The following is a 22,451-nucleotide window of genomic DNA, read 5'->3' on the forward strand; positions in this document are numbered from 1 at the left end:
TTCACGGCAGTTTCAGCGCCCGCCCCAGCTCATCGAACAAGGTGACCACCGAGCGCAAGGCTCGGCAGTCGGGACGGGTCAGCAGCCACAGCGCGGTGTCGTATCCGTGCAAGGGCTCGCCCAATGGACGCAATCCCTCGCCGATCAAGAAGTCCGGCAACGCTGCGACACCCAGCCCCGCCCTGACCAGCTCGGTAACCGACAGCATGCTGTTGCAACGGTAACCCGGCGTTACGCCCGGCAAGGTCTGGCGACGCCAGATCACGGTCGGGTGATCCGGCAGGAAGTCATCCGGGGCGATCCAGGTCAATGAGGCCAGCTCTATGGTGTTGACCGATTGCAGGTATCGCTCGCTGGCGCAGACGCGGTAGGCAATATCCGCCAGTCGCCGTCCTACCAGATGCTCCGGTGGCGTGCGGGTCAGGCGCAAGGCGATATCGGCATCCCGGCGGCTGAGGTTGGCAAAGTCATTGGAGGTGCTGAGTTCGAGCGTCAGCGCCGGATAGTTCGGCATGAACTGCGCCAGCGCCGGCAACAGCAAACCTTGCAGGACCGAATCGGTACAGGTCAGGCGCACGATGCCGCTGATCACTTCACCGCCCTGCTCCACACCGATGCGCGCCGCCTCCAGCGCCTGTTCAGCGCGCTCGGCCTGCTCGGCCAGTGACTGCGCCAGGGTGGTGGGCAGGTAACCGGCGCGGCTTTTTTCGAACAATTGCTGACCCAGCGCAGCCTCCAGCCGGCGCACCGCTCGAAACACCGTCGAGACGTCCACCTTCAACAGCTGCGCGGCCCGGGCCAGAGAGCCGCCGCGCACTAATGCGAGGATCAGGGCCAGGTCCGGGTAGTCCAGTCGATAGTGCGTGGCTGCATTGATCACTTGGGAAAACGCCAATATTGAGTGCGTGAGCGCCAATCTATAGTGGGCCTCAGGAATCAACAAGTGCAGAGGCCCCTCATGGAAAACCCTCCGATTCGCATCGCCCTGATCGGCGACTACGACCCGCAAGTCACTGCCCACCAGGCCATTCCCGTAGCCCTTGAAATGGCCGCTGAACACAGCGGCCTGAACGTGCAATGGCAATGGCTGGCCACCTATGAAATCCACGCCGGGACACCGCTGCACCCCTTCGATGGTTTCTGGTGCGTACCGGCCAGTCCGTATCGCAACATGGACGGTGCTTTGCTGGCGATCCGTTTTGCCCGCGAACAACGGCGACCGTTCCTCGGCACCTGCGGCGGTTTTCAACACGCGGTGCTGGAATATGCGCGCAATGTGCTGGGCTGGTCGGATGCCGAACACGGCGAGACGGCGCCCGATGCAGCACGGGCGCTGCTGACGCCACTGTCGTGTGCGCTGGTCGAGGCCGTCGATTCCATTCATCTGGCTGAAGGCTCGTTGATCGCACAGGCGTACGAAAGCGCCGAGATTCGTGAAGGCTATCGCTGTCGCTATGGGGTGAATCCGCAGTTCGAAGGGGAGTTGCTCAAGCGCGAGCTGCACGCCGTCGGCCACGATTCGCAACAGGGACTGCGCGCGGTCGAACTCAGCGGCCATCCGTTCTTTGTCGCGACCTTGTTTCAGCCCGAGCGGGCGGCACTCGCGGGTGTCTTGCCGCCGCTGGTTGGCGCCTTTATCGAAGCCTGTGCGGGGCGCTCGTGATGATCGCCGATACACCAACGGCGCCTTACTACGCGGTGATCTTCACCTCGGTTCGCACCGAAGGTGATCAGGGTTACGCCGAAGCGGCCGCACGGATGCTGGAACTGGCCCGTGAACAGCCGGGGTTTCTCGGAGTGGAATCGGCTCGGGGTGAAGATGGGTTGGGAATAACCGTGTCGTATTGGGCCAGTGAGGCGGCGATTCTGGCGTGGAAGCAGCATCCGGAGCATACGGCGATTCGCGAGCGTGGGCGTTCGACCTGGTATGCGCGGTGTCAAACAAGGGTGTGTCGGGTTGAGCGGACCTATGGTTTCAGTCTGTAAAGGATGCGGTGTTTTTGAGGCCGTCTTCGCGCGCAAGCCCGCTCCCACAGAGGGCCTAGATGTTCTGTGGGAGCAACTGTCTTCCCCCTGCCACTCGTCACCGCCATTCGGTGCCGTCCCGCAACATGGCATTCAGCCTAATCAGTAAGACCCGCATGCAGGCGATGAGCGCGACTTTCGCGCTCTTGCCTCGCTCCCGAAGAGCGTCATAACGTGCCTTGAAGTCTGGCTGATGACGGATCACGACCCAGCAAGACATGTAAAGCGCACGTCTGACACGGGCTCTGCCTCCATAGATTTGACGTTTTCCGCTGTGATTGCCGCTGTCGTCGTTGTACGGCGCAATTCCCGCCAAGGCCGCCACTTCACGACGATCAAGCTCTCCCAATTCAGGCAGGTAAACCAGCAAGCTGGCTGTGGCCACCGTACCGATACCTTTAACGGAAATGAGTCGCTCGGCTTTTTCGGCATCCAGTTCATGCATGCTCTGATGGATGGTTTTATCGAGCTGCTTGATCTGCACTTGCAGGTAGTGAACAAGACCTTTGATCGCCTCGATAACAACGGGTAGCTGGACTTGCTGAAGCCGGCGCTTGTTGTCGTCTCGTTGCTGAACAAACTGCTCGCGCAACTGGATCAGCTCGCGCAGCGCTTCACGTTCCGGCGAAATGATCTTGTCGCGGGATGCATGCAGCACTTCAGCGAAGTCCGCCAGCACGGCCGCGTCGATGGGGTCGGTCTTGGCATTCTTGCCCATCGCCACGGCGAAGGCTCTGGCCCGGCGGGGATTGATTCTGAGCACGTTGAAGTCGGCGCCCTGCAGTGCCGCCATGACCTTGCTCTCGTAACCACCGGTGGCCTCCAGCAGAACCCGGCCAACCTCGTACCGGCTCAGGCGCTCAATCAGCTCAACAAAGCCTTCTGACGTATTGGGAAGGTCAAAACCTTCACCCTGAGGTTGAACCCATACAACCAGGTTTGATTTGGAGATATCGATGCCGACCCAGGAAATCATGGCAAAACCCTCTTACACTCAGGAGTGAGAGTGCTCTGGCTTTGCCCACGCTTGTGATTCGAGTGGCGCTCGTCCAACTGTTCGGGCTTATGGGCCAGAGTGGAAAGGTGGATGGCAGCTTGGCTCCCACACGTGCTTTTAGCACCGCGGACTCACAGCTTGCCATCCACCCCTCTCACCTCGAAGTCTATTCCTGGATCTAGACACAAGCGGGCTTGCCCGCGAAGAGGCCCGAACAGTCACCACAAAAACTCAGCCCAGAACCCGACTGCGAACCGCCGATATCTCCGGCACTTCCCGCCGATTCATATACACCCGCAACGGCTCGGTGATGTTGATCCGGTCATCGATGTTCTGGTCCAGCAACAACTGGATCAACTCACGCTTGAGCGTCATGGCCTGCCCGGGCCCCGCACCCCAGACGAACTCGCTGGTCGGGATGATGCCGTCGTCCGCCACGTCCATGCCGAATGAGTCTTCGCTGAAGCGAACGAGGTAGTGGCCGGTCTTGCGGTTGAGGCCGACGAAGCCTTTGAGTTGGTCGGCCGCCTGGCAGATGAGCTGGGAAGTGATGCGCATGGTAAACCCCGCAATGGTGATCGTTGGTTTACACGCAGGGCCTGCGTTTCCCTCTGCCGGGGAAATTGCAGGGCGCCAGCGTACTGCAAACGGGCGCACAAAAACGCTGACGAAAATCAGCTTCAGGCAGATTTATGTCGGTCTCGCGATAGCGCCCGCCAAGATGAGTTGTTAAAAGGGACCGCTCACTCATTGCGAAAGGATCTCGACCATGCCCGCAACCTTTACCAAAAGCGCCCTGTTGTTGAGCCTGCTGCTAGGCCTCGGCCAGGCACAGGCCGCCAGCGAACCCGGTCCCACGGAACTGGCTGCCCGTTTGGGCATTCCGCACCCGGCTGTGATCGCCCACCGTGGCGCGTCTTTCGATGCGCCGGAATCCACCGCCGCGGCCTACAAGACGGCCCGCGACCTGGGCGCCGACTACCTGGAACTGGATCTGCAGCGCAGCAAGGACGGCGTACTGTTCGCCCTGCACGACAACAACCTGCAACGCACGACCGACGTCGCCAGCAAATTCCCCGAGCGCAAGGACAGCCCGGCCAATGCCTTCACCATGGCCGAACTGAAAACCCTGGATGCGGGCAGCTGGTTCAATGCCGCCTACCCGGATCGCGCGCGTCCTGCTTTCGCCGGCCTGAAGATTCTGACCCTGGATGAAATCATCGACATCGCCGAGGGCAACACCTCGCACAAGCCCGGGCTGTACATCGAGACCAAGGAGCCCAAGCAGTTTCCCGGCATCGAACGCGACCTCAAGGAAAAACTCCAGGCCCGTGGCTGGCTGAACCCGAGCGAACCGAAACCGGCGAACAGCGCGCTGGCGGTTGGCCAGGGCAACGGCAAGGTGGTCCTGCAGACCTTCGAGAAGAGCAGTCTCGAACTGCTGCAAAAGGAAATGCCGAAGGTGCCGAAGATCCTGCTGTTGTGGGTCGGTGAAGGCAGTATCGAGCCCAAGTCCAAGGTGACCTTTGCCGAGTCCGGCGCCAAGGACAAGGCCGCTTACTACGCCGCACAACAACCGAAGGACAAAGCCGAATTCCAGCGTTGGGTCGACTACGCCAAGGCCCAGGGCGCCATCGGCACCGGCCCGTCCGCCGCACTGACCCAGGGTGGCGACCAGAGTTACTCGGACCTGGTGCAACCCTGGATGAACCAGTACACCCACGATCAGGGCCTGCTGGTGCACGTCTACACCATCGACGATGCGGTGGACTACCAGAAAGTCATGGACGCCGGCGTCGACGGAATCTTCACCAACCGCGCCAGTGAGTTGTTGAAGTTCTATAAACGTCCGGCGGCGGCAAGTGTCGCGCAGTTGCTACAGAACAACGGCTACTGATCCAGAGTCGCGCAAAACCCTGTGGGAGCGGGCTTGCTCGCGAAAGGGCCATCAGCTTCAACATCCACGTTGACTGACACTCCGCATTCGCGAGCAAGCCCGCTCCCACAGGTTATGTATTTGTGTTTGTATGTTCGGGCACAGTCCAGCAGGAATTGATGCAGGACATGTAGAGGGTTTTAAGGGTGGCTTAAGTTACAAAAGCTAACCTGATCTCACTTGAACAGATCACCCAAGGAAAGAAGCCCATGAAGACTCTGACTGCTTTGTTTACCGCTGCAACCCTGACCCTCACTGCCGGTCTGGCCCAGGCCGACGTGCGCGTGGATGAGATCCCGCAGCTGGTCAAGGACGGCAAGATCAAGCCCTTGGAGGATCTGAACAAGATCGCTCTGGATCTGCACCCAGGCGCAACGATCACCAAAACCGAACTGGATAACCATTTCAACGGTTACGAGTATGAGATCGAGTTGCGCGACGCCAAGAACGTCGAGTGGGATGTGGACATCGATGCCTCTAACGGCAAGGTCCTGAAAAACAAGCAAGACAAGTAATCACAACACCCACAAAAGCCGCACGCTCTGACGAACGTGCGGCTTTTTGCGTTTAAGCGCTCAAGCGCGCCGTCACCTCGTTCAACTGCCCCGACAAACCGTGCAGGTTGTTGCTCGCCGCTTCAGTGCGCTGCACGTTGTCCAGGTTGGTGCTGGCGATGCTGGTGATCTCGGTGAGGTTGCGCGAGATGTCTTCGGCCACCGAGGTCTGCTCTTCGGCTGCGGTGGCGATCTGACGGTTCATGTCACGGATGGCTTCCACGGCCAGGGTGATGCGTTCGAGCATGGCGCCGGCCTCGGTCACTTGCTGCACGCTTTCTTCGCTGCGTGACTGACCGCTTTCAATCGCCTGGGCCGCTTCGATTGCACCGGTCTGCACGGTTTGAATGATCTGGTTGATCTCGATGATCGACGCCGCCGTGCGCTGGGCCAGGCTGCGGACTTCATCGGCCACCACGGCGAAACCGCGCCCGGCCTCACCGGCGCGGGCCGCTTCGATGGCCGCGTTGAGCGCCAGCAGGTTGGTCTGTTCGGCGATACCGCGAATCACTTCCAGGACCTTGCCGATGCGCCCGCTGTCGGTTTCCAGTTGGCGGATGACCGTGGCGGTGTTGGCGATTTCGCCACGCATGCGGGTGATGGTGTGGATGGTGCCCTGCATGACTTTTTCGCCCTGCTGGGCGGACTGGTCGGCATCGTCGGCGGCCCGCGCCGCTTCGGCGGCATGACGTGCCACTTCCTGTGCCGTGGCGGACATTTCGTTCATCGCCGTGGCCACCTGATCGGTGCGGTTGAACTGCTCGTTGGTACCGCCGGCCATCACGGTGGCAATCGAGTTCAACTCACCGCTGGCGCTGTCCAGGTCCGACGCGCTGCGTTGCAAACGGCTGAAGGTTTCGGCGAGGAAATCGCGCAGGGTGTTGGCGGCGATCGCCAGTTTGCCCAACTCGTCCTGACGGGTGCTGGCCACGCGCTCGGCAAGACGACCCTGGCTGAGTTGCGCCACGTAGTCGATCAGTTTGCGGATCGGCTCGACCAGGTGGCGGTTGACCAGCCAAAGGCTCAGCAGGCCGATCAACAACCCCGAAACCAGCATCACGACCAGCCCCAGCAGCACCGTGCGATCGGCGGCGGTGCTGATCAGCGTCGACTGCTCGGCGCCTTGCTTGCGCAACTCGCTGACCAGTTCGCTCATCTGATCGCTGGTCGCGCGGTCTACGCCTTTGACCGTGGTATCGCCCGCCGTCGGATCACCACCGGCGGCCACGAACGCGTCCCGCCCCTTCTGATACGCCGCGCCCAACTGACGATGTTCGTCACGCAAGCGCTCGATGCGGTTCTTGAATGACGGCTCGATGCCCTTCTGCGCGGCCAGCTCGCCGAGGATGTTTTGCACATCGCGCTGACGGTCTTCGAATTGCCCCCAGTACTTGTTCAAGTCCGCCGGTTGCTTGCCGCGCAACAAGACGTTTTTCCACTCTTGCACCTGCACCTTGAATTGCAGGTTGGCTTCATCGATCAATTGCGAAGTATGCAGCGGGCCCTCGATCAGATTGGCGTAGCTCTGCACGCCACTGGACAGGAAGTGAAAGCACGCCAGGGCGATCAACAGCATCGCCAGCAGGCTGCCACTCAGCAGGGCGAGAATTTGTGCTCTCAAGGACTTTTGCAAAAGCATCGAAGGGTACTCATGACAGGAATGAGGCACGCCCAAAAAAGGCGTGGAAGGTGTCCGGACATCCCTGTCTGCGGTCTCGGCCGACGCCTGCGGCGCGCAACTTAACCCAAGCGTGATCGGCGTGCCAGAGCGGTTCTTGAGAACATTCCGACCGCCGGTAGGGCATTCGTTTGCGTTATTTTCCTGTCACAAAAACGTCATCCCGGCTTGCGATGATGCCGCTCAAGTGAACCTGTAAAACACGCGACAGGCGCCTCCCCTTGCGAGTCCTCATGAACCACAGCATCGATCAAAGCCATCGCGACACGGATCTGTTCGGCCTGCTCTACGGTTTCAGTTTTCGCCCCGGTGAGGCCGGTCGGGAAATCAACTCCGCCGAAGCCTTGCAGTACCTGCAACAACCGGAAAGCGACGAACAGTTTCTCTGGCTGCACCTGAACCTCGCCCATGCCGCGTGCGAGCGCTGGATGAAAAGCCACCTGGAATTGCCCGAAGAATTTTTCGAGGCGCTGCACGAAGGATCGCGCTCGACGCGCATCGAGCATGTCGACTCGGCGTTGCTGGCAGTGGTCAACGACGTGGTGTTCAACCTCAGCAACCTGGTCTCGTCGGATGTCTCGACCTTGTGGGTGTGCGCCCGCAGCCGGTTGATCATCAGCGCCCGCCTGCAGCCGCTGCACTCGGTGGACAAGTTGCGCTCGTCGGTGAAGGCCCGGGAATGCTTTCGCTCCCCGCTGGAGCTGCTGGTGCATCTGCTGCGCGACCAGGGTGAAGTGCTGACCCAGATCGTGCGCAAGACCAGCCAGAGCGTGGATCAGATCGAAGATGAATTGCTCTCTTCGCGCCTGTCGACCAACCGCGCCGAGCTGGGCGCCAATCGCCGGGTGCTGGTGCGCTTGCAACGGCTGCTGGCACTGGAGCCTGGCTCGTTGCTGCGCCTGCTCAACCGGCCGCCGCAATGGCTGCAAAAGGAAGACGTGAAGGAGCTGCGCAAATCCACCGAGGAGTTTGCGCTGATCATCAACGACCTCACGGCGCTGGGTGAGCGGATCAAGCTGTTGCAGGAAGAGATCGCCGCCAACATCAACGAACAGACCAACCGCACGCTGTTCACCCTGACAGTGGTGACGGTGCTGGCGCTGCCGATCAACATCATTGCCGGTTTTTTCGGCATGAACGTTGGCGGCATTCCGCTGGCCGGTGACCCGGAAGGTTTCTGGATCCTGGTGGCGCTGGTCGCAACCTTTACCGTGATTGCCGGGCGCTGGGCGTTTCGTAAGCAGCAGGATTATTAAGATCAAAAGATCGCAGCCTGCGGCAGCTCCTACAAAGGATCACCGTTTTCGGCATGAACGTCGGCGGCATTTCACTGGCCGGTGACCCGGAAGGTTTCTGGATCCTGGTGGCGCTGGTCGCGACCTTTACCCTGATTGCCGGGCGCTGGGCGTTTCGTAAGCAGCAGGATTATTAAGATCAAAAGATCGCAGCCTTCGGCAGCTCCTACAGGTCAACGGTGATCCTTTGTAGGAGCTGCCGCAGGCTGCGATCTTTTGATCCTGAGCAGTCTCACTGTAACAATTAGCAACGATTATCACCGGTACACCTCCCTCCTCAGGAATGTCCGTGATGGCTACGCCCTCCTTCACCGCCCCGGCACCGGCCAGTAGCGCCAGACCGCAACTCGACAGAAAGCCCGGCCTGATCACCCTTGTGGTGTTTTTTGCCGTGCTGGCCATCGGCTTGCTGTTTACCGCCTACAGCCTGATGCACGACATGAACGAACTCGGCACGGTGGTGACCACCTGGACGCCGTTCCTGCTGCTCGGCGTGGCGCTCTTGATCGCCCTGGGCTTTGAGTTCGTCAACGGCTTCCATGACACCGCCAACGCGGTGGCCACGGTGATCTACACCCATTCGCTGCCGCCGAACGTGGCGGTGGTCTGGTCCGGATTTTTCAACTTCCTCGGGGTGTTGCTGTCCAGCGGCGCGGTGGCGTTCGGCATTATCGCCCTGCTGCCCGTGGAGCTGATCCTGCAAGTCGGCTCGTCCGCCGGTTTCGCGATGATCTTCGCCCTGCTGATCGCCGCGATCCTGTGGAACCTCGGCACCTGGTGGCTGGGGCTGCCGGCGTCGTCCTCGCACACCCTGATCGGCTCGATCATCGGTGTCGGCGTGGCCAACGCCCTGATGCACGGCCGCGACGGCACCAGCGGCGTGGACTGGGCGCAAGCGACCAAGATCGGTTATGCGCTGCTGCTCTCGCCCCTGGTCGGCTTCGGCTGTGCCGCGCTGCTGTTGCTGGCCCTGCGCGCGTTCGTCAAGAATCGTGCACTGTACAAGGAGCCCAAGGGCGAGACCCCGCCGCCATGGTGGATTCGCGGCCTGTTGATCGTCACCTGCACCGGCGTGTCCTTTGCCCACGGCTCGAACGACGGCCAGAAAGGCATGGGCCTGATCATGCTGATTCTGGTGGGCACACTGCCCATGGCTTACGCATTGAACCGCACCATGCCGGCCGATCAGGCCTTGCAGTTCGCGGCGGTCGCCGAAGTCACCCAGCAAGCCCTGGTCAAGGCTGCCCCGCTGCCAGCGCCAGCCGACCCGCGCCCTGTGCTGTCCGAATACGTGCGCAGCAAGGAAGCGACCCCGCAACTGGTGCCGGCGCTCGCTGCGCTGACCGGCAGTATCGGCGCCCAGGTCAAGGGTTATGGCTCGCTGTCGAAAGTCCCGGCCGAGGCCGTGGGCAACGTGCGTAACGACATGTACCTGACCAGCGAAACCATTCGCCTGATGGACAAGAACAAGGTCGGCAATTTCGACGCCGACACCAGCGGCAAGCTGCAACTGTTCAAGCAACAGATCGACAACTCCACGCGCTTCATTCCGTTGTGGGTGAAGATTGCCGTGGCCATCGCCCTGGGCCTGGGCACCATGGTCGGCTGGAAGCGCATCGTGGTGACCGTCGGCGAGAAAATCGGCAAGACCCACCTGACCTACGCCCAGGGCGCCTCGGCGGAAACCGTGGCGATGCTGACCATCGGCGCCGCCGACATGTTCGGCCTGCCGGTGTCGACCACCCATGTACTGTCCTCGGGTGTGGCCGGGACCATGGTCGCCAACGGCGGCGGCCTGCAGATGAAGACCATCCGCAACCTGCTGATGGCCTGGGTGCTGACCTTGCCGGCGGCGATCCTGCTGTCGGGCAGCCTGTACTGGTTGTTCACCCAACTGTTCTGAACACCGCAATACCCTGTGGGAGCGGGCTTGCTCGCGAAGGCGGCGTGTCAGTCGACATCGATACTGAATGTCAGACCGCTTTCGCGAGCAAGCCCGCTCCCACAAAAAGCCTTGTCTCAGGTTTCCGAGCGGATCACGTCCCCCAGCCAATCCATGAACACCCTCACCCGCAACGGCAAATGCCGCTGCCGGGCATAGAGCAGCGACGCCTCCATGGACGGCGCACTGAACGGCGACAACACCTCGACCAGTTCACCGCTTTGCAGGTATTGCTGCATGCCCATTCTCGGCGCCTGAATCAGCCCGAAACCACCCAGGCAGGCGGCCTCATAGGCATCGGTGCTGTTGACCGTGACACTGCCGGCCATCGGCAGTCGCTGCACCTGCCCCTTGTCGACGTACACAAAGCCTTCCGAACGCGCACCCAAAACGCCGACGTAGTGCACCAACCGATGCCGCGCCAGATCCTCCAGCCGCTCGGGCACGCCATAGCGCCGCAGATACGCAGGGCTGGCGCAATTGACCATGGTGAAGTCACACAGGTGTCGCGCCACCACCGATTGGTCCGGCTGGGCGCCGATGCGCAGCACGCAATCGAATCCTTCGGCGAGTAGATCGACCCGGCGGTCGGTGCTGCTGATTTCCAGTTCAAGCAGCGGGTGCTGCGCCATGAACGCCGGCAGGCGCGGCATGACCACGCGACGGGCGAGAATGTTCGGCAGATCGATGCGAATGCGCCCCACCAGCGACGCCTCGTCCTGGCGAAACAAGCCCTCGATTTCGTCCATGTGTGACAGCAAGTCCTTGCTGCGCTCATACAACACCAGACCATCCTGGGTCGCCTGGACCTTGCGCGTGGTGCGTTGCAACAGCCGGGTGCCGAGCAATGCCTCCAGTGCCTGCACATGCTCGGACACCGTTGATCTGGGCAGTCCCAGACTTTCTCCGGCGAGGGTAAAACTCGACATCTCGCTGACCCGGACAAAGGTGCGCAACAGTTCCAGTTTGTTCATCAGCCCGCTCTTTTATTGTTCGGTTTATCCGACCAGTGATTCCGGTTTCACTCTGTTTATCACCACTTACCGGATAAATAAACTTCCTCACATCAACCGCCCACTGCACCTGAGGAAGTCCCATGAACCGTAAAATCGCACTGATCACCGGCGCCAGCCGCGGCCTCGGCAAAAACGCCGCTCTGCATCTGATTGCCCAGGGCATCGACATCATCGGCACCTACAACAGCCGCGCCGATGAGGCGCAGGCACTGGTGGCCGAGATTGAAAGCCTGGGCGGTCGCGCCGTCATGCTGCAACTGGACGTTGCCCGGAGTGAAAGCTTCAGCGCCTTCGCCAGCGAAGTCACGAAGGTCCTGCACAGCCACTTCGAGCGCGAGGGTTTCGATTTTCTGATCAACAACGCCGGGATCGGCCTGCACGCCAACTTCGTCGACACCACCATCGAGCAGTTCGACCTGTTGGTGAACATCCAACTCAAGGGGCCGTTTTTCCTCACGCAGAGCTTGTTGCCATTGCTCAATGACGGCGGGCGCATCATCAACATTTCCAGTGGCCTGACCCGTTTCAGCCTGCCGGGCCACAGCGCCTATGCGGCGATGAAAGGCGCGATGGAAGTATTGACCCGCTACCAGGCCAAGGAACTCGGTGCGCGCAACATCGCGGTGAATATCCTCGCACCCGGCGCGATCGAAACCGATTTCGGCGGTGGCGCCGTGCGCGACAACCCCGGTTTGAACACCCTGGTGGCGAACAACACCGCCCTGGGTCGCGCCGGTTTGCCGGATGATATCGGCGCCGCGATTGCGCTGCTGCTGGCGCCGGGCAGCCAGTGGATCAATGGGCAGCGCATCGAGGCGTCGGGGGGGATGTTTTTGTAACGCTTAATGCTGAACAACTGGCGGGACACTACACCTGTGGCGAGGGGGCTTGTCGGATCGCCGCACCGCCCCGTTCGACTGCGAAGCAGTCGCAAAGCTTGGGACCGCTTCGCGCTCCAACGGGGGCAAGCCCCCTCGCCACAAAAGCGTTTGTCAGCAAACCTGGCGCAGCACCACCCGCTCCCGAACCACGTCATACACCCAGTGGTACACGTAGGTGTACGGCAGGAAGAACAGCAACACGCCGATATCCAGCAGGAACGCCTGCCACAGGCTGACATTCAGCCACCAGGCAATCAGCGGCACGCCAAGCGCGACCAGACCGCCTTCGAACAACAGCGCATGCACCACGCGGACCCAGGCGTTGTGGGCGATGGCGAGGCGCTTGAGCACCCGGTCGAACATACCGTTGAAGACCACGTTCCAGGCCAGGGCCAGGGCGGCGATAAGGACGGTGACCATGCCCATTTCCAGCATTGGTTTCTTCATGATCCAGGCCAGCAGCGGAGTACAGATCAGGATGGCCAGCAGTTCGAAACCGATGGCCTGGAAAATACGTTCAGTAATGGATTTGTTGGCGCTCATGGCCGTACTCCCTTGAGTGACTGTGGTTGCCATGATCTGTCATCACACCGATACTTCATAACCAATAACCATCGATCAAGGCGATAGTTCATGGCCTCTCACGAAGTGTTGCTGGCGTTTGTCGAAGCGGCGACCCAAGGCTCGTTTTCCGCCGCCGCGCGCAAGCTGGGCCGCAGTCAGTCGACCATCAGCGCGGCGGTGGCCAGCCTGGAAATCGACCTCAACCTGACGCTGTTCGACCGCAGCAGCCGAAAGCCCGGGCTGACCCCGGCCGGACGCGTCATGCTGCAACGGGCCGAAGACATCCTGGCCGCCAGCAGTCGTCTGGAAATGACCGCCCGCCAACTGTCCCAAGGGGTGGAAGCGAAGCTGACAGTGGCGCTGTCCGACACCTATCAATCGGACCGTTTCGAGGCGTCGCTCAGTGCCTTCGAGCAGCGTTACCCGGACCTTGAACTCGAATGCCTGATCGCCGAATGCGATGACCTGGTGTCGCTGGTGCAAAGCGGCCGGGCGCAGATTGCCTTCGCCGAAATGCAGGACAGCTACCCGCCGGACCTGGTCAGTTCGACGGTGGACGAGCGCACGGAAATCGCCCTGTTCGTGTCCCCTACCCACCCGCTGGCAAGGCTGGACGACGTCGATCAGGACGTATTGCAGCTACACCGTGAACTGCGCCTGGCGACCATCATCAATCCCTATGAAAGTCGGGCGAAGGGTCGCGTCTGGTCGGCGCCGAGTTATCTGATGCTGCTGGAAATGGCCCAGGGCGGATTCGGCTGGGCGCCGTTGCCCCGCTGGCTGGTGGAGCGCTTCGGGCCCGGCACCCTGCAGGAACTGGTGGTGCGCGGCTGGCCGAAAACGGTGTCGGTGGATGCGTTGTGGTCGCGGCTGAATCCGCCGGGGCCGGCGGGGAGCTGGTTGCTGGGCAAGATGCTGGAATAGCGGTGTGGCCATTCGCGAGCAAGCCCGCTCCCACAGGTTATTGTGTCGGTCACAAAATTTGTGTGCACCACTGCCCCTGTGGGAGCGGGCTTGCTCGCGAAGAGGCCAGCCAATATCACATCAATCCAGCGCCTTGAGCCTGTCTTCAATAAACCGCCGCTCCGGCTCTTGCCGGGTCAACGCCAGTGCCCGTTCCCACGCCGCCCGCGCCTCTTGCTTGCGACCCAGTTGCCGACAAAACTCCGCCCGCGCCGAATGCGCCAGGTGGTAATCCAGCAACTCGCCCCGCGCCAGAATGGCGTCGACTAGCGTCAGCCCCGCCTGTGGTCCATCGCGTTGCGAAATCGCCGCCGCACGATTCAACTCGATCACCGGCGACGGCACCGCCCGCAGCAGCACGTCATACAGGCCGACAATCTGCGGCCAATCGGTTTCCCCCGCCGTCGAGGCTTCGGCATGCACTGCCGCGATGGCCGCTTGCAGGCAATAGGGCCCGAATCGCCCCATGCCCAGCGCGTGCTCGATCAGCGCGCAGCCTTCAGCAATCAACCCGGCGTCCCACAGTGAACGGTCCTGCTCGTCCAGCACAATCAACTCGCCGCTCGCCGAAGTCCTGGCCGGGCGCCGCGACTCGTGCAGCAGCATCAACGCCAGCAAGCCCATGACCTCCGGCTCCGGCAACAGCTCCACCAGTAACCGGCCGAGACGGATCGCCTCGCGGGTCAATTCCTCACGAATCAGTTCGGCACCGATGGACGCCGAGTAGCCCTCGTTGAACACCAGATAGATCACCCGTAATACGCTGTCCAGGCGCTCGGGCAACTCAGCCAGCGTCGGCACTTGATAAGGGATTTTCGCGTCGCGGATCTTCGCCTTGGCGCGCACGATGCGCTGGGCGATGGTGGCCGGGGCCGAGAGAAAGGCCCGGGCGATTTCTTCCGTGGTCAGGTCGCAGACTTCCCGCAGCGTAAGCGGCACTTGCGCATCTGCCGCCAGGGCCGGGTGGCAGCAAGTGAAGATCAGCCGCAGGCGATCGTCTTCCACGTCTTCATCACTCCAGTCTGCCTGTTCCAACGCCTCCAGCTGTGCGATCAGCAAGGGCTGCGACGCGGCAAAACGGGCGCGCCGGCGCAAGGCATCGATGGCCTTGAAGCGCCCGGCGGACACCAGCCAGGCCCGCGGATTGTCCGGTACGCCGTCACGCTGCCAGCGTTCGACCGCGATGAAAAACGCCTCGTGCAAGGCCTCCTCGGCGAGGTCGAAATCACCGAGCAAACGAATCAGGGTCGCAAGAATACGCCGCGACTCTTCGCGATAGACCCGCTCGACCTGCGCCTGAACCGGCAGCCCTGGCATCTTAAGGATTCAACTGCCGAACGGGGCGCACTTCGACACTGCCGACCCGGGCCGCCGGAATATTCCCGGCGACCTGGAGGGCTTCGTTGAGGTCCTTGGCATCAATCAGGTAAAAACCGGCCAACTGCTCCTTGGTTTCAGCGAATGGGCCATCGGTGATCGACAGCTTGCCGTTGCGCATGCGCACGGTGGTAGCAGTCTGCACCGACTCCAGCGCCTCGGCGGCGACCATCCGGCCACTGCCCTGGATCGACTCGGCATAGGCCATGCACTCTTCGTCCTTCGGGCTTTCCGGCAGCGAATGCAGCAGGTGCTCATCGCTGTAGACCAGGCATAAGTACTTCATCACGCTCTCCTTATCGAACGAGCAACTATGGTCGCTGATTGGCATTCCGGCTCGGCTTCCCGACGATCAGGGCTTGAGGTCGAACAGCGTCGCGCCGCTGGTCATGTCGAACGGCGCCGACCAATGTTCGTGGACGATCTGCCACAGTCCGGCTTCCTGTCGATAGCACTGCGAGACACGCATCCAGCAGGCCTGGGTTTCGCCCTTGTCGTTGGTGCCACCGCAATGGGCCAGCCAGTGAGCGAAAGCGATCTCCTGGGACGGTTCGATGGTGATTTCGTGGAATTCGAAGATGTGCGGGCCGGGGCACATTTCCATGCAGGCCTGCCAATGCGCGCGATACGCCGGCTTGCCTTTGAATTGCAGGGCCTTGACCGCGTCGAAGGAAACGATGTCATCGGCATACAGGGCCATGACTTTTTCAATGTCCTTGGTCATGACCGCCTGACGATAGTTCTCGATGAGGTTCTGGATCTGGGTTTGCGAGTTCATGGTGGTTCTCCGTGGTTTTTATTGGAAGACACCCTTAGTCGTCTGGCGATCCGGCGAATCGACAGAAGAAATAAAAATAATCCAAACGGCCAGAATCGCTAGAATCCGAGGTTCTATTCATGTTGGAAAAAGGACACTCCCGTGACAGCCCGACTCGTGCCTTACGAAAGCCTGAATGCGCAGCAGCGCCAGCAGATCGAGGCCATTGAAGTACATCCGGAGCAGATAAAGTTCTCCGGTGATATCCACGGTGCATTGCACACCTTGTTGTCCAGGCCCGGCCCGGGGGTCAAAGGATTTGCCCTGCTGGCCGAAGACATTCCCGTGGCCTTCCTCCTGCTCAAACGCCCACCCGTATTGCCTGCGTGGGCCAATGAACACAGCGCCACCCTGCATGCCCTGCAAGTCGATCAGCGCGCCCAGGGCAAAGGCTACGGCAAGGCCTGCCTGCAAGCGCTGCCCGAAGCGGCGCGCCTGGCCTGGCCGGAAATCCGGGGGCTGGAGCTGTCGGTGGATGCCGACAACGAAACTGCTATCGCCCTGTACGCCAGGTTCGGCTTTGTCGACAGCGGCGAGGCGTACAAGGGCCGGATCGGCTACGAGCGGCGGATGGGCCTGTTTTTTTGAATCACCACAACCCCCTGTAGGAGCTGCCGGAGGCTGCGATCTTTTGATCTTGATTGTTGGAAAAGCAAAGTCAAAAGATCGCAGCCTTCGGCAGCTCCTACAAGTCGAGTTCGGCATTGTCGACAGCGGCAGGCGTACAAGGGCCGGATCGGCTACGAGCGGCGGATGGGCCTGTTTTTTTGAATCACCACACCCCCCTGTAGGAGCTGCCGAAGGCTGCGATCTTTTGATCTTAAAAAAAGATCGCAGCCTTCGGCAGCTCCTACAGGGAATGTGCTACAGCTTCAGAATCATCTCATGCCAAGCCATGCCGCCATGGTCCGACGCCGATGGTTTGACGTAGGCAAAGCCAAAACCGGCATACAACGGAATATGCCGCTCCTTGCACATCAGGTTGATGCTGACCTTGCCCATCGCACGCATACGCTCGATGAATTCGCCCATCAAAAGCTTGGCCAGGCCCTGCCCTTGATAGTCCGGATGCACCACCACCGACATGATCACCACGTGCGGCGCGGCCGGGTCATGGCCAATCAGTTCCTTGAATGCCTCGTCCGACATTTCCACCTGAAACGCCGCACCGGAGTTGATGAAACCGGCGACGACCCCGTCAACCTCGGCGACGATAAACCCCTCGGGCCAGGTGGCAATGCGGGTGGCGATCTTCTCGCGGGTCGCGGCTTCGTCGCCTTCATAGGCAAGGGTTTCGATGGCAAAGCAGCGGTCCAGATCGGCGGGGGTGACGTTGCGGATGACGGTGTTCATGGCGGCTCGGGATCAGCATGGGAAAGGCTGGGGATGATAAATCAGCCGCCGTGGGACATCGAGAGACGAATCGGCTGATCCGCCTCTCGCTGCAGGTGTCATGCCTTGATCGGCAGCCAGAGTTCCAGCTTGCCGGTGTTGAGCTTGGGGTTGAAGTCTTCGCTGTAACGCTCGAACTCCGGCGCCGCCAATAGCTCGTGGCCGGACTGCGGCAGCCACGTGCCATGGATGTACTGGAAGGTTTGCGGCAGGGTGTCCAGCGGCCCCTTGTGCTCGAACACCGCGTACAGCTGCGGCTGAACTTCCACCCACCGGTAGGTTTCCGGCAAATCGTCGAGCTTGCTGATCTCGACCCCGGCGATGTAATCGAAGCCGCCCTTGCCGTCGAAATTGCAGCAGACGCCGTAGGTGACTTCGCCTTTCTGGCCCGGGATAAGGCCCAGATGCGGGATGAATTTCTCCCAGAGTTCGGGAATGCCCTGGGTGGTTTGCTGGGTGAATGGTCCGCCCAGCCCTGCAATCAGCAGGAAGTGCCCGTGTTCGAAACGCGGTTGCGTCAGTTCGACGCGTGCTGACTCATCCATGACTCGACTCCTGACGCATAAAAATGGGTTCGGCTGGGAGTATAGAAGCCAAACCCGATTCGCCCAGTTACAGGGCGTGCAACTGCTCGGCCGCACCGGCGCCGACGAACTCGTTGTAACCCGATAGGATCACGTAGACCGCGAAATAGCAGAAGATCGCCGCTGATGCCATATAGGAATAACGCAGCAACTTGTCGCCGAGCAACTTGCCGCCGTGGCTCGCGGCAAAGCACAGCCCGACACACCAGAGAATCCCCGCGCAGAGAAAACCGCCGAGAAACAGCGCTGAGCTGAGGGCGCCACCGCCACCGGAACGGGCGATCAGCGTGCCACCCACGGCGGCGAACCAGAGAATGGCACTGGGCGACGACATGGCCAGGAAGATCCCGCGAAAGAACTCCTTGCGATGAGAGTTGTGCCCCACCTCGGCCGATTGCGCCAGCACCGCTTCGTGGTGAATCGCCGAATAGATCATCTTCGCCGCGAAGTACACCAGCAGCGCCGAACCGCCGATCCACAACACCCAGCGCACGGTTTCGTACTGCAGCAACACGGTCATGCCGGCCAGCGCCAGTACCGCGTAGATCAGATCGCCGACACAGGTCCCGAGGCCCAGGGCAAAGCCCTGGAAATAGCCGCGCTGCATAGCCAGGGTGATCATCGCGATGTTGGCCACGCCGATATCCAGGCACAGCGAAAGGCTCAGCAAGAAGCCGCTGGTAAATTCCATCGAACCCTATCCTTCGGAAAAATTTGTTTACTTTGAGGCTGGACAGTCTGCCACAGCTGCCCTTACATTCCGCCACAGGTCACCGCAGTGACCAGCGTCGCTCGGACGGTTCCGGGCGCTTACGTTATCCGAGGCAACAATGGCCGAACAAGGTTCGCAGCGCCGCTTTGCGCGCATCGATCGACTCCCCCCTTACGTTTTCAACATCACTGCCGAGCTGAAGATGGCCGCCCGTCGTCGTGGCGAGGACATCATCGACTTGAGCATGGGCAACCCCGACGGCGCCACGCCGCCGCATATCGTCGAAAAACTCGTCACGGTGGCCCAGCGCGAAGACACCCATGGCTACTCCACCTCCAAGGGCATTCCGCGCCTGCGCCGGGCGATTTCCAACTGGTACAAGGACCGCTACGAGGTCGACATCGACCCGGAAAGCGAAGCCATCGTTACCATCGGTTCCAAGGAAGGCCTGGCGCACCTGATGCTGGCCACCCTGGATCAGGGCGACACCGTGCTGGTGCCCAACCCGAGCTACCCGATTCACATCTACGGTGCCGTGATTGCCGGCGCCCAGGTGCGGTCAGTGCCGCTGGTACCGGGCGTGGATTTCTTCGCGGAGCTGGAGCGGGCCATTCGCGGCTCGATTCCGAAGCCGAAGATGATGATCCTCGGTTTCCCGTCCAACCCGACCGCCCAGTGCGTGGAGCTGGATTTCTTCGAGCGCGTCATCGCCCTCGCCAAGCAGTACGACGTGCTGGTGGTGCACGACCTGGCCTACGCCGACATCGTCTACGACGGCTGGAAAGCCCCGTCGATCATGCAGGTGCCGGGAGCCAAGGACATTGCGGTGGAGTTCTTCACCCTGTCCAAGAGCTACAACATGGCCGGCTGGCGCATCGGCTTCATGGTCGGCAACCCGGAACTGGTCAACGCCCTGGCGCGGATCAAGAGCTACCACGACTACGGCACCTTCACCCCGCTGCAAGTGGCGGCGATTGCTGCCCTGGAAGGCGATCAGCAATGCGTGCGCGACATCGCCGAGCAGTATCGGCAGCGCCGCAACGTACTGGTCAAGGGCCTGCATGAACTGGGCTGGATGGTGGAAAACCCGAAAGCGTCGATGTACGTCTGGGCCAAAATCCCTGAGGCTTACGCGCACCTGGGTTCGCTGGAGTTCGCCAAGAAACTGCTGGCCGAAGCCAAGGTGTGTGTCTCGCCGGGCGTCGGTTTTGGCGAGTACGGCGATGATCACGTGCGCTTTGCATTGATCGAAAACCAGGACCGGATTCGCCAGGCCGTACGCGGGATTCGCGGGATGTTCCGGGCGGATGGGCTAGTCACCAAATAACACGATCCCCTGTAGGAGCTGCCGAAGGCTGCGATCTTTTGATCTTGCTTTTTAAAAACAAGATCAAGAGATCGCAGCCTCGTTTCACTCGACAGCTCCTACAGGTTTTTTTGTGTCTGCCGGCCCACCACCGCGAGTACGGCGACGATCGACTACCTGTAGGAGCTGCCGAAGGCTGCGATCTTTTGATTTTGCTTTTAAAAACAAGATCAAGAGATCGCAGCCTCGTTTCACTCGGCAGCTCCTACAGGGTTTTGCATGATCCACAAAAAAACCGCATCGCTGCGGTTTTTTTGTGTCTGTCGAATCGCTTAGACGAACAGCGACAACAACAGGATAAAGCCCAGGCCCACCACCGACAGGATGGTTTCCATCGCCGTCCAGGTCTTGAAGGTTTCAGCCACGGTCATGTTGAAGTACTGCTTGACCAGCCAGAAACCGGCGTCATTCACGTGGGACAGGATCAGGGAGCCGGCACCGGTGGCCAGCACCAGCAACTCACGGTTCACACCCGGAATCATCCCCACCACCGGCACCACGATGCCCGCGCCAGTGATGGTCGCCACAGTCGCCGAACCGGTGGCGATACGAATCACCGCCGCCACCAGCCAGGCCAGCAGGATCGGCGAGATCTGTGCGTTCACCGCCATGTGGCCGATCACGTCACCCACGCCGCTGGTCACCAGCATCTGCTTGAAGCCACCGCCGGCACCGATGATCAGGATGATCGCGGCGGTCGGCGCGAGGCTGGCATCCAGCCATTTCATCATCTGGCTGGAACCGATGCCCTGCTTGTAGCCGAAGGTATACAGCGACAGCAGCAACGCCAGCAGAAGCGCCGAAATCGGGTGACCGATCAGGTCCATGAAGGCGCGGAAGATGTTGCCATCGGGCAGCACCACGTCGGCAAAGGTCTTGAGCAGCATCAGGAACACCGGCAGCAGCACGGTCACCAGCGTGATGCCGAAGCTCGGCAGTTCAGCCGAATCCGTTTCGCGGGCCAGTTGATCCACCAGCTCCTGGTTCGGATGACCGGGAATGTGCTTGGCAATGAACGTACCGAAGATCGGGCCGGCGATGATGGCGGTTGGCAGCGCAACGATCAGACCGTAAAGAATGGTCTTGCCGATGTCGGCACCGAACACACCGATGGCCAGCAGCGGACCCGGGTGCGGCGGCACCAGGCCATGTACCGCGGACAGACCCGCCAGCAACGGGATACCGATCTTGATGATCGACACGCCCGTGCGGCGAGCGACGATGAACACCAGCGGGATCAGCAGCACGAAGCCGATTTCGAAGAACAGCGGAATACCGACCAGGAACGCCGCGAACATCATCGCCCACTGCACCTTGTCCTTGCCGAAGGCGCGGATCAACGTCTGCGCGATCTGATCCGCACCGCCCGATTCGGCCATCATCTTGCCGAGCATCGTGCCCAGCGCGAGGATGATGCCGACAAAACCAAGCACGCCACCGAAGCCGTCCTGGAACGCCTTGATGATGGTGCCGATCGGCATACCGGAGGTCAGCCCGAGGAAGGCTGCGGCGATGATCAGGGCGAGGAAGGGGTGCAATTTGAACTTGGTGATCAGGACGATAAGCCCGATCACCGTGACCACTGCATCGAGCAGCAGGAACGTCTCGTGGGACATGCCAAACATTAGGGGTGTCTCCTGGTTGTTGTTGTTATTAAAGCGGGTTAATCAGAAGCCGCGAGGACAGCGCTGTCTTTGCAAGCACAGTCATACCGCCTGCTTCAGGCCGTTCGCCTGCCACCAGACATGAGCCTGCGCAGCCAGTTGCTCGACGCTATGGGTCGAAGCATCCAGCGCCAGGGTCAACGGCTCGCCGACGGGCGATTCGAGGGTGGCGAACTGACTGTCGATCAGGGTCGACGGCATGAAGTGGCCCGGCCGATGGGACACGCGGTCGGCGGCCACCTCGGGGGTCAACTCAAGGAACACGAAGCCCAGGCCCGGCAAGGCGCTGCGCAGACGTTCGCGATAGATGTGTTTGAGCGCCGAACAGGTCAGCACCGGGCGCTCGCCCTTGGCGTCGACACGGCGCAGTTCATCGCACAGGCTGTCGAGCCAGCCGGCGCGGTCTTCATCGTTCAGGGGGATCCCCGCGCTCATCTTTTCGATATTGGCGGCAGGGTGGAAAGAGTCGCCTTCAATGGCCGTAGCGCCGCTCAGTTGGCACAGGGCCTCGCTGACGCACGTCTTGCCGCAACCGGCAACGCCCATGATGACCAGGGCGGTGATGGGATGGTTCATGTAACACCTCAGCGCGCAGACAGCGCTACCTTTGCCAGTTATGACACTAGACCAAAAGCAGAAGTTGCCGACGCCTTTCTTGTCATTTTGTGGGTTGCAGCAGGTTAGGTCC

At 61.0% G+C, this 22,451-nt stretch carries 24 protein-coding genes and 1 pseudogene; 11 read left to right on the plus strand and 14 right to left on the minus strand.

The window, feature by feature from the left end; translation table 11 throughout:
- Nucleotide 1 precedes the first annotated feature (1 nt).
- On the minus strand, nucleotides 2-943 hold the full coding sequence (locus ACEN83_RS23815) for a LysR family transcriptional regulator (protein WP_495578601.1): 942 nt from the start codon (nucleotides 941-943) through the stop codon (nucleotides 2-4).
- A 15-nt stretch (nucleotides 944-958) separates the two neighbouring features.
- On the opposite strand from ACEN83_RS23815, the gene ACEN83_RS23820 reads away from it, so the two are divergent.
- The gene (locus ACEN83_RS23820; protein WP_495578602.1) at nucleotides 959-1,663 is read left to right on the plus strand and encodes a CTP synthase C-terminal region-related (seleno)protein; all 705 of its coding nucleotides are present in this window, start codon (nucleotides 959-961) and stop codon (nucleotides 1,661-1,663) included.
- A complete protein-coding gene (locus tag ACEN83_RS23825; protein WP_495578603.1) occupies nucleotides 1,663-1,986 on the plus strand; it encodes an antibiotic biosynthesis monooxygenase family protein in 324 nt (107 codons plus the stop codon). Before ACEN83_RS23820 ends, ACEN83_RS23825 begins: the two co-directional genes overlap by 1 nt.
- Before the next feature lie 97 nt (nucleotides 1,987-2,083).
- Here the strand turns inward: ACEN83_RS23825 and ACEN83_RS23830 are convergent, their stop codons facing one another.
- Together ACEN83_RS23830 and ACEN83_RS23835 are read right to left on the minus strand one after the other, a co-directional pair.
- Nucleotides 2,084-3,001: an IS110 family transposase gene (locus tag ACEN83_RS23830; protein WP_495578386.1), complete on the minus strand. Its 918-nt coding sequence runs from the start codon at nucleotides 2,999-3,001 to the stop codon at nucleotides 2,084-2,086.
- Nucleotides 3,002-3,253: 252 nt separating this feature from the next.
- Nucleotides 3,254-3,580 carry a DUF2025 family protein gene (locus tag ACEN83_RS23835; RefSeq protein ID WP_495578604.1) on the minus strand — a complete coding sequence of 109 codons (327 nt, stop codon included), beginning with the start codon at nucleotides 3,578-3,580 and terminating at the stop codon, nucleotides 3,254-3,256.
- 211 nt (nucleotides 3,581-3,791) lie between these two features.
- On the opposite strand from ACEN83_RS23835, the gene ACEN83_RS23840 reads away from it, so the two are divergent.
- Both ACEN83_RS23840 and ACEN83_RS23845 read left to right on the plus strand, forming a co-directional pair.
- Complete coding sequence (locus ACEN83_RS23840; RefSeq protein ID WP_495578605.1) at nucleotides 3,792-4,919, plus strand: glycerophosphodiester phosphodiesterase; 1,128 nt, start codon at nucleotides 3,792-3,794, stop codon at nucleotides 4,917-4,919.
- 248 nt (nucleotides 4,920-5,167) lie between these two features.
- Nucleotides 5,168-5,473, plus strand: a complete 306-nt coding sequence (locus ACEN83_RS23845; RefSeq protein WP_007974512.1) for a PepSY domain-containing protein — start codon at nucleotides 5,168-5,170, stop codon at nucleotides 5,471-5,473.
- Between the two features lie 52 nt (nucleotides 5,474-5,525).
- Here the strand turns inward: ACEN83_RS23845 and ACEN83_RS23850 are convergent, their stop codons facing one another.
- Nucleotides 5,526-7,151: a methyl-accepting chemotaxis protein gene (locus tag ACEN83_RS23850; RefSeq protein ID WP_495578606.1), complete on the minus strand. Its 1,626-nt coding sequence runs from the start codon at nucleotides 7,149-7,151 to the stop codon at nucleotides 5,526-5,528.
- A 272-nt stretch (nucleotides 7,152-7,423) separates the two neighbouring features.
- On the opposite strand from ACEN83_RS23850, the gene ACEN83_RS23855 reads away from it, so the two are divergent.
- The 3 genes and pseudogenes from ACEN83_RS23855 (at nucleotide 7,424) to ACEN83_RS23865 (ending at nucleotide 10,388) form a co-directional block, all read left to right on the plus strand.
- Entirely contained in the window at nucleotides 7,424-8,446 is a 1,023-nt protein-coding gene (locus tag ACEN83_RS23855; protein WP_104449153.1) for a transporter, read from the plus strand.
- A 47-nt stretch (nucleotides 8,447-8,493) separates the two neighbouring features.
- Nucleotides 8,494-8,622: pseudogene (locus ACEN83_RS23860) on the plus strand (magnesium transporter CorA); the annotation flags it as partial.
- 155 nt (nucleotides 8,623-8,777) lie between these two features.
- The gene (locus ACEN83_RS23865) at nucleotides 8,778-10,388 is read left to right on the plus strand and encodes an inorganic phosphate transporter (protein WP_495578607.1); all 1,611 of its coding nucleotides are present in this window, start codon (nucleotides 8,778-8,780) and stop codon (nucleotides 10,386-10,388) included.
- Nucleotides 10,389-10,504: 116 nt separating this feature from the next.
- Here ACEN83_RS23865 and ACEN83_RS23870 read toward each other — a convergent pair whose 3' ends face one another.
- On the minus strand, nucleotides 10,505-11,401 hold the full coding sequence (locus ACEN83_RS23870; RefSeq protein WP_495578608.1) for a LysR family transcriptional regulator: 897 nt from the start codon (nucleotides 11,399-11,401) through the stop codon (nucleotides 10,505-10,507).
- Between the two features lie 122 nt (nucleotides 11,402-11,523).
- On the opposite strand from ACEN83_RS23870, the gene ACEN83_RS23875 reads away from it, so the two are divergent.
- Nucleotides 11,524-12,282 (plus strand): SDR family NAD(P)-dependent oxidoreductase, encoded by a 759-nt coding sequence (locus tag ACEN83_RS23875; RefSeq protein WP_495578609.1) that lies wholly within the window; start codon nucleotides 11,524-11,526, stop codon nucleotides 12,280-12,282.
- Between the two features lie 153 nt (nucleotides 12,283-12,435).
- Here ACEN83_RS23875 and ACEN83_RS23880 read toward each other — a convergent pair whose 3' ends face one another.
- Nucleotides 12,436-12,867: a multidrug/biocide efflux PACE transporter gene (locus ACEN83_RS23880; protein ID WP_218478159.1), complete on the minus strand. Its 432-nt coding sequence runs from the start codon at nucleotides 12,865-12,867 to the stop codon at nucleotides 12,436-12,438.
- 90 nt (nucleotides 12,868-12,957) lie between these two features.
- Between ACEN83_RS23880 and ACEN83_RS23885 the strand changes: the two genes are divergently transcribed.
- Nucleotides 12,958-13,812 (plus strand): LysR family transcriptional regulator, encoded by an 855-nt coding sequence (locus ACEN83_RS23885; RefSeq protein WP_007974505.1) that lies wholly within the window; start codon nucleotides 12,958-12,960, stop codon nucleotides 13,810-13,812.
- Nucleotides 13,813-13,932: 120 nt separating this feature from the next.
- Here the strand turns inward: ACEN83_RS23885 and ACEN83_RS23890 are convergent, their stop codons facing one another.
- The 3 genes from ACEN83_RS23890 to ACEN83_RS23900 all read right to left on the minus strand — a co-directional run bounded on the left by ACEN83_RS23890 (nucleotide 13,933) and on the right by ACEN83_RS23900 (nucleotide 16,006).
- Nucleotides 13,933-15,168 (minus strand): RNA polymerase sigma factor, encoded by a 1,236-nt coding sequence (locus tag ACEN83_RS23890; RefSeq protein ID WP_495578610.1) that lies wholly within the window; start codon nucleotides 15,166-15,168, stop codon nucleotides 13,933-13,935.
- A 1-nt stretch (nucleotide 15,169) separates the two neighbouring features.
- Nucleotides 15,170-15,514 carry a YciI family protein gene (locus ACEN83_RS23895; protein ID WP_102675444.1) on the minus strand — a complete coding sequence of 115 codons (345 nt, stop codon included), beginning with the start codon at nucleotides 15,512-15,514 and terminating at the stop codon, nucleotides 15,170-15,172.
- A 66-nt stretch (nucleotides 15,515-15,580) separates the two neighbouring features.
- Nucleotides 15,581-16,006 carry a YybH family protein gene (locus tag ACEN83_RS23900; RefSeq protein WP_007997765.1) on the minus strand — a complete coding sequence of 142 codons (426 nt, stop codon included), beginning with the start codon at nucleotides 16,004-16,006 and terminating at the stop codon, nucleotides 15,581-15,583.
- 141 nt (nucleotides 16,007-16,147) lie between these two features.
- On the opposite strand from ACEN83_RS23900, the gene ACEN83_RS23905 reads away from it, so the two are divergent.
- Nucleotides 16,148-16,633 (plus strand): GNAT family N-acetyltransferase, encoded by a 486-nt coding sequence (locus ACEN83_RS23905; protein ID WP_495578611.1) that lies wholly within the window; start codon nucleotides 16,148-16,150, stop codon nucleotides 16,631-16,633.
- 276 nt (nucleotides 16,634-16,909) lie between these two features.
- On the opposite strand, the gene ACEN83_RS23910 is transcribed toward ACEN83_RS23905, so the two are convergent.
- The 3 genes from ACEN83_RS23910 to ACEN83_RS23920 all read right to left on the minus strand — a co-directional run bounded on the left by ACEN83_RS23910 (nucleotide 16,910) and on the right by ACEN83_RS23920 (nucleotide 18,712).
- Nucleotides 16,910-17,398 carry a GNAT family N-acetyltransferase gene (locus tag ACEN83_RS23910; protein WP_495578612.1) on the minus strand — a complete coding sequence of 163 codons (489 nt, stop codon included), beginning with the start codon at nucleotides 17,396-17,398 and terminating at the stop codon, nucleotides 16,910-16,912.
- A 98-nt stretch (nucleotides 17,399-17,496) separates the two neighbouring features.
- Entirely contained in the window at nucleotides 17,497-17,982 is a 486-nt protein-coding gene (locus ACEN83_RS23915; protein ID WP_495578613.1) for a GyrI-like domain-containing protein, read from the minus strand.
- A gap of 67 nt (nucleotides 17,983-18,049) precedes the next feature.
- On the minus strand, nucleotides 18,050-18,712 hold the full coding sequence (locus ACEN83_RS23920; protein WP_458374007.1) for a LysE family translocator: 663 nt from the start codon (nucleotides 18,710-18,712) through the stop codon (nucleotides 18,050-18,052).
- Between the two features lie 139 nt (nucleotides 18,713-18,851).
- On the opposite strand from ACEN83_RS23920, the gene alaC reads away from it, so the two are divergent.
- A complete protein-coding gene (alaC, locus tag ACEN83_RS23925) occupies nucleotides 18,852-20,060 on the plus strand; it encodes an alanine transaminase (RefSeq protein ID WP_495578614.1) in 1,209 nt (402 codons plus the stop codon).
- A gap of 311 nt (nucleotides 20,061-20,371) precedes the next feature.
- On the opposite strand, the gene ACEN83_RS23930 is transcribed toward alaC, so the two are convergent.
- Both ACEN83_RS23930 and ACEN83_RS23935 read right to left on the minus strand, forming a co-directional pair.
- On the minus strand, nucleotides 20,372-21,724 hold the full coding sequence (locus tag ACEN83_RS23930; protein WP_007974485.1) for a GntP family permease: 1,353 nt from the start codon (nucleotides 21,722-21,724) through the stop codon (nucleotides 20,372-20,374).
- An 81-nt stretch (nucleotides 21,725-21,805) separates the two neighbouring features.
- On the minus strand, nucleotides 21,806-22,339 hold the full coding sequence (locus ACEN83_RS23935; protein WP_116582928.1) for a gluconokinase: 534 nt from the start codon (nucleotides 22,337-22,339) through the stop codon (nucleotides 21,806-21,808).
- Between the last annotated feature and the right edge of the window lie 112 nt (nucleotides 22,340-22,451).

Source organism: Pseudomonas sp. Pseusp49, assembly GCF_059491875.1.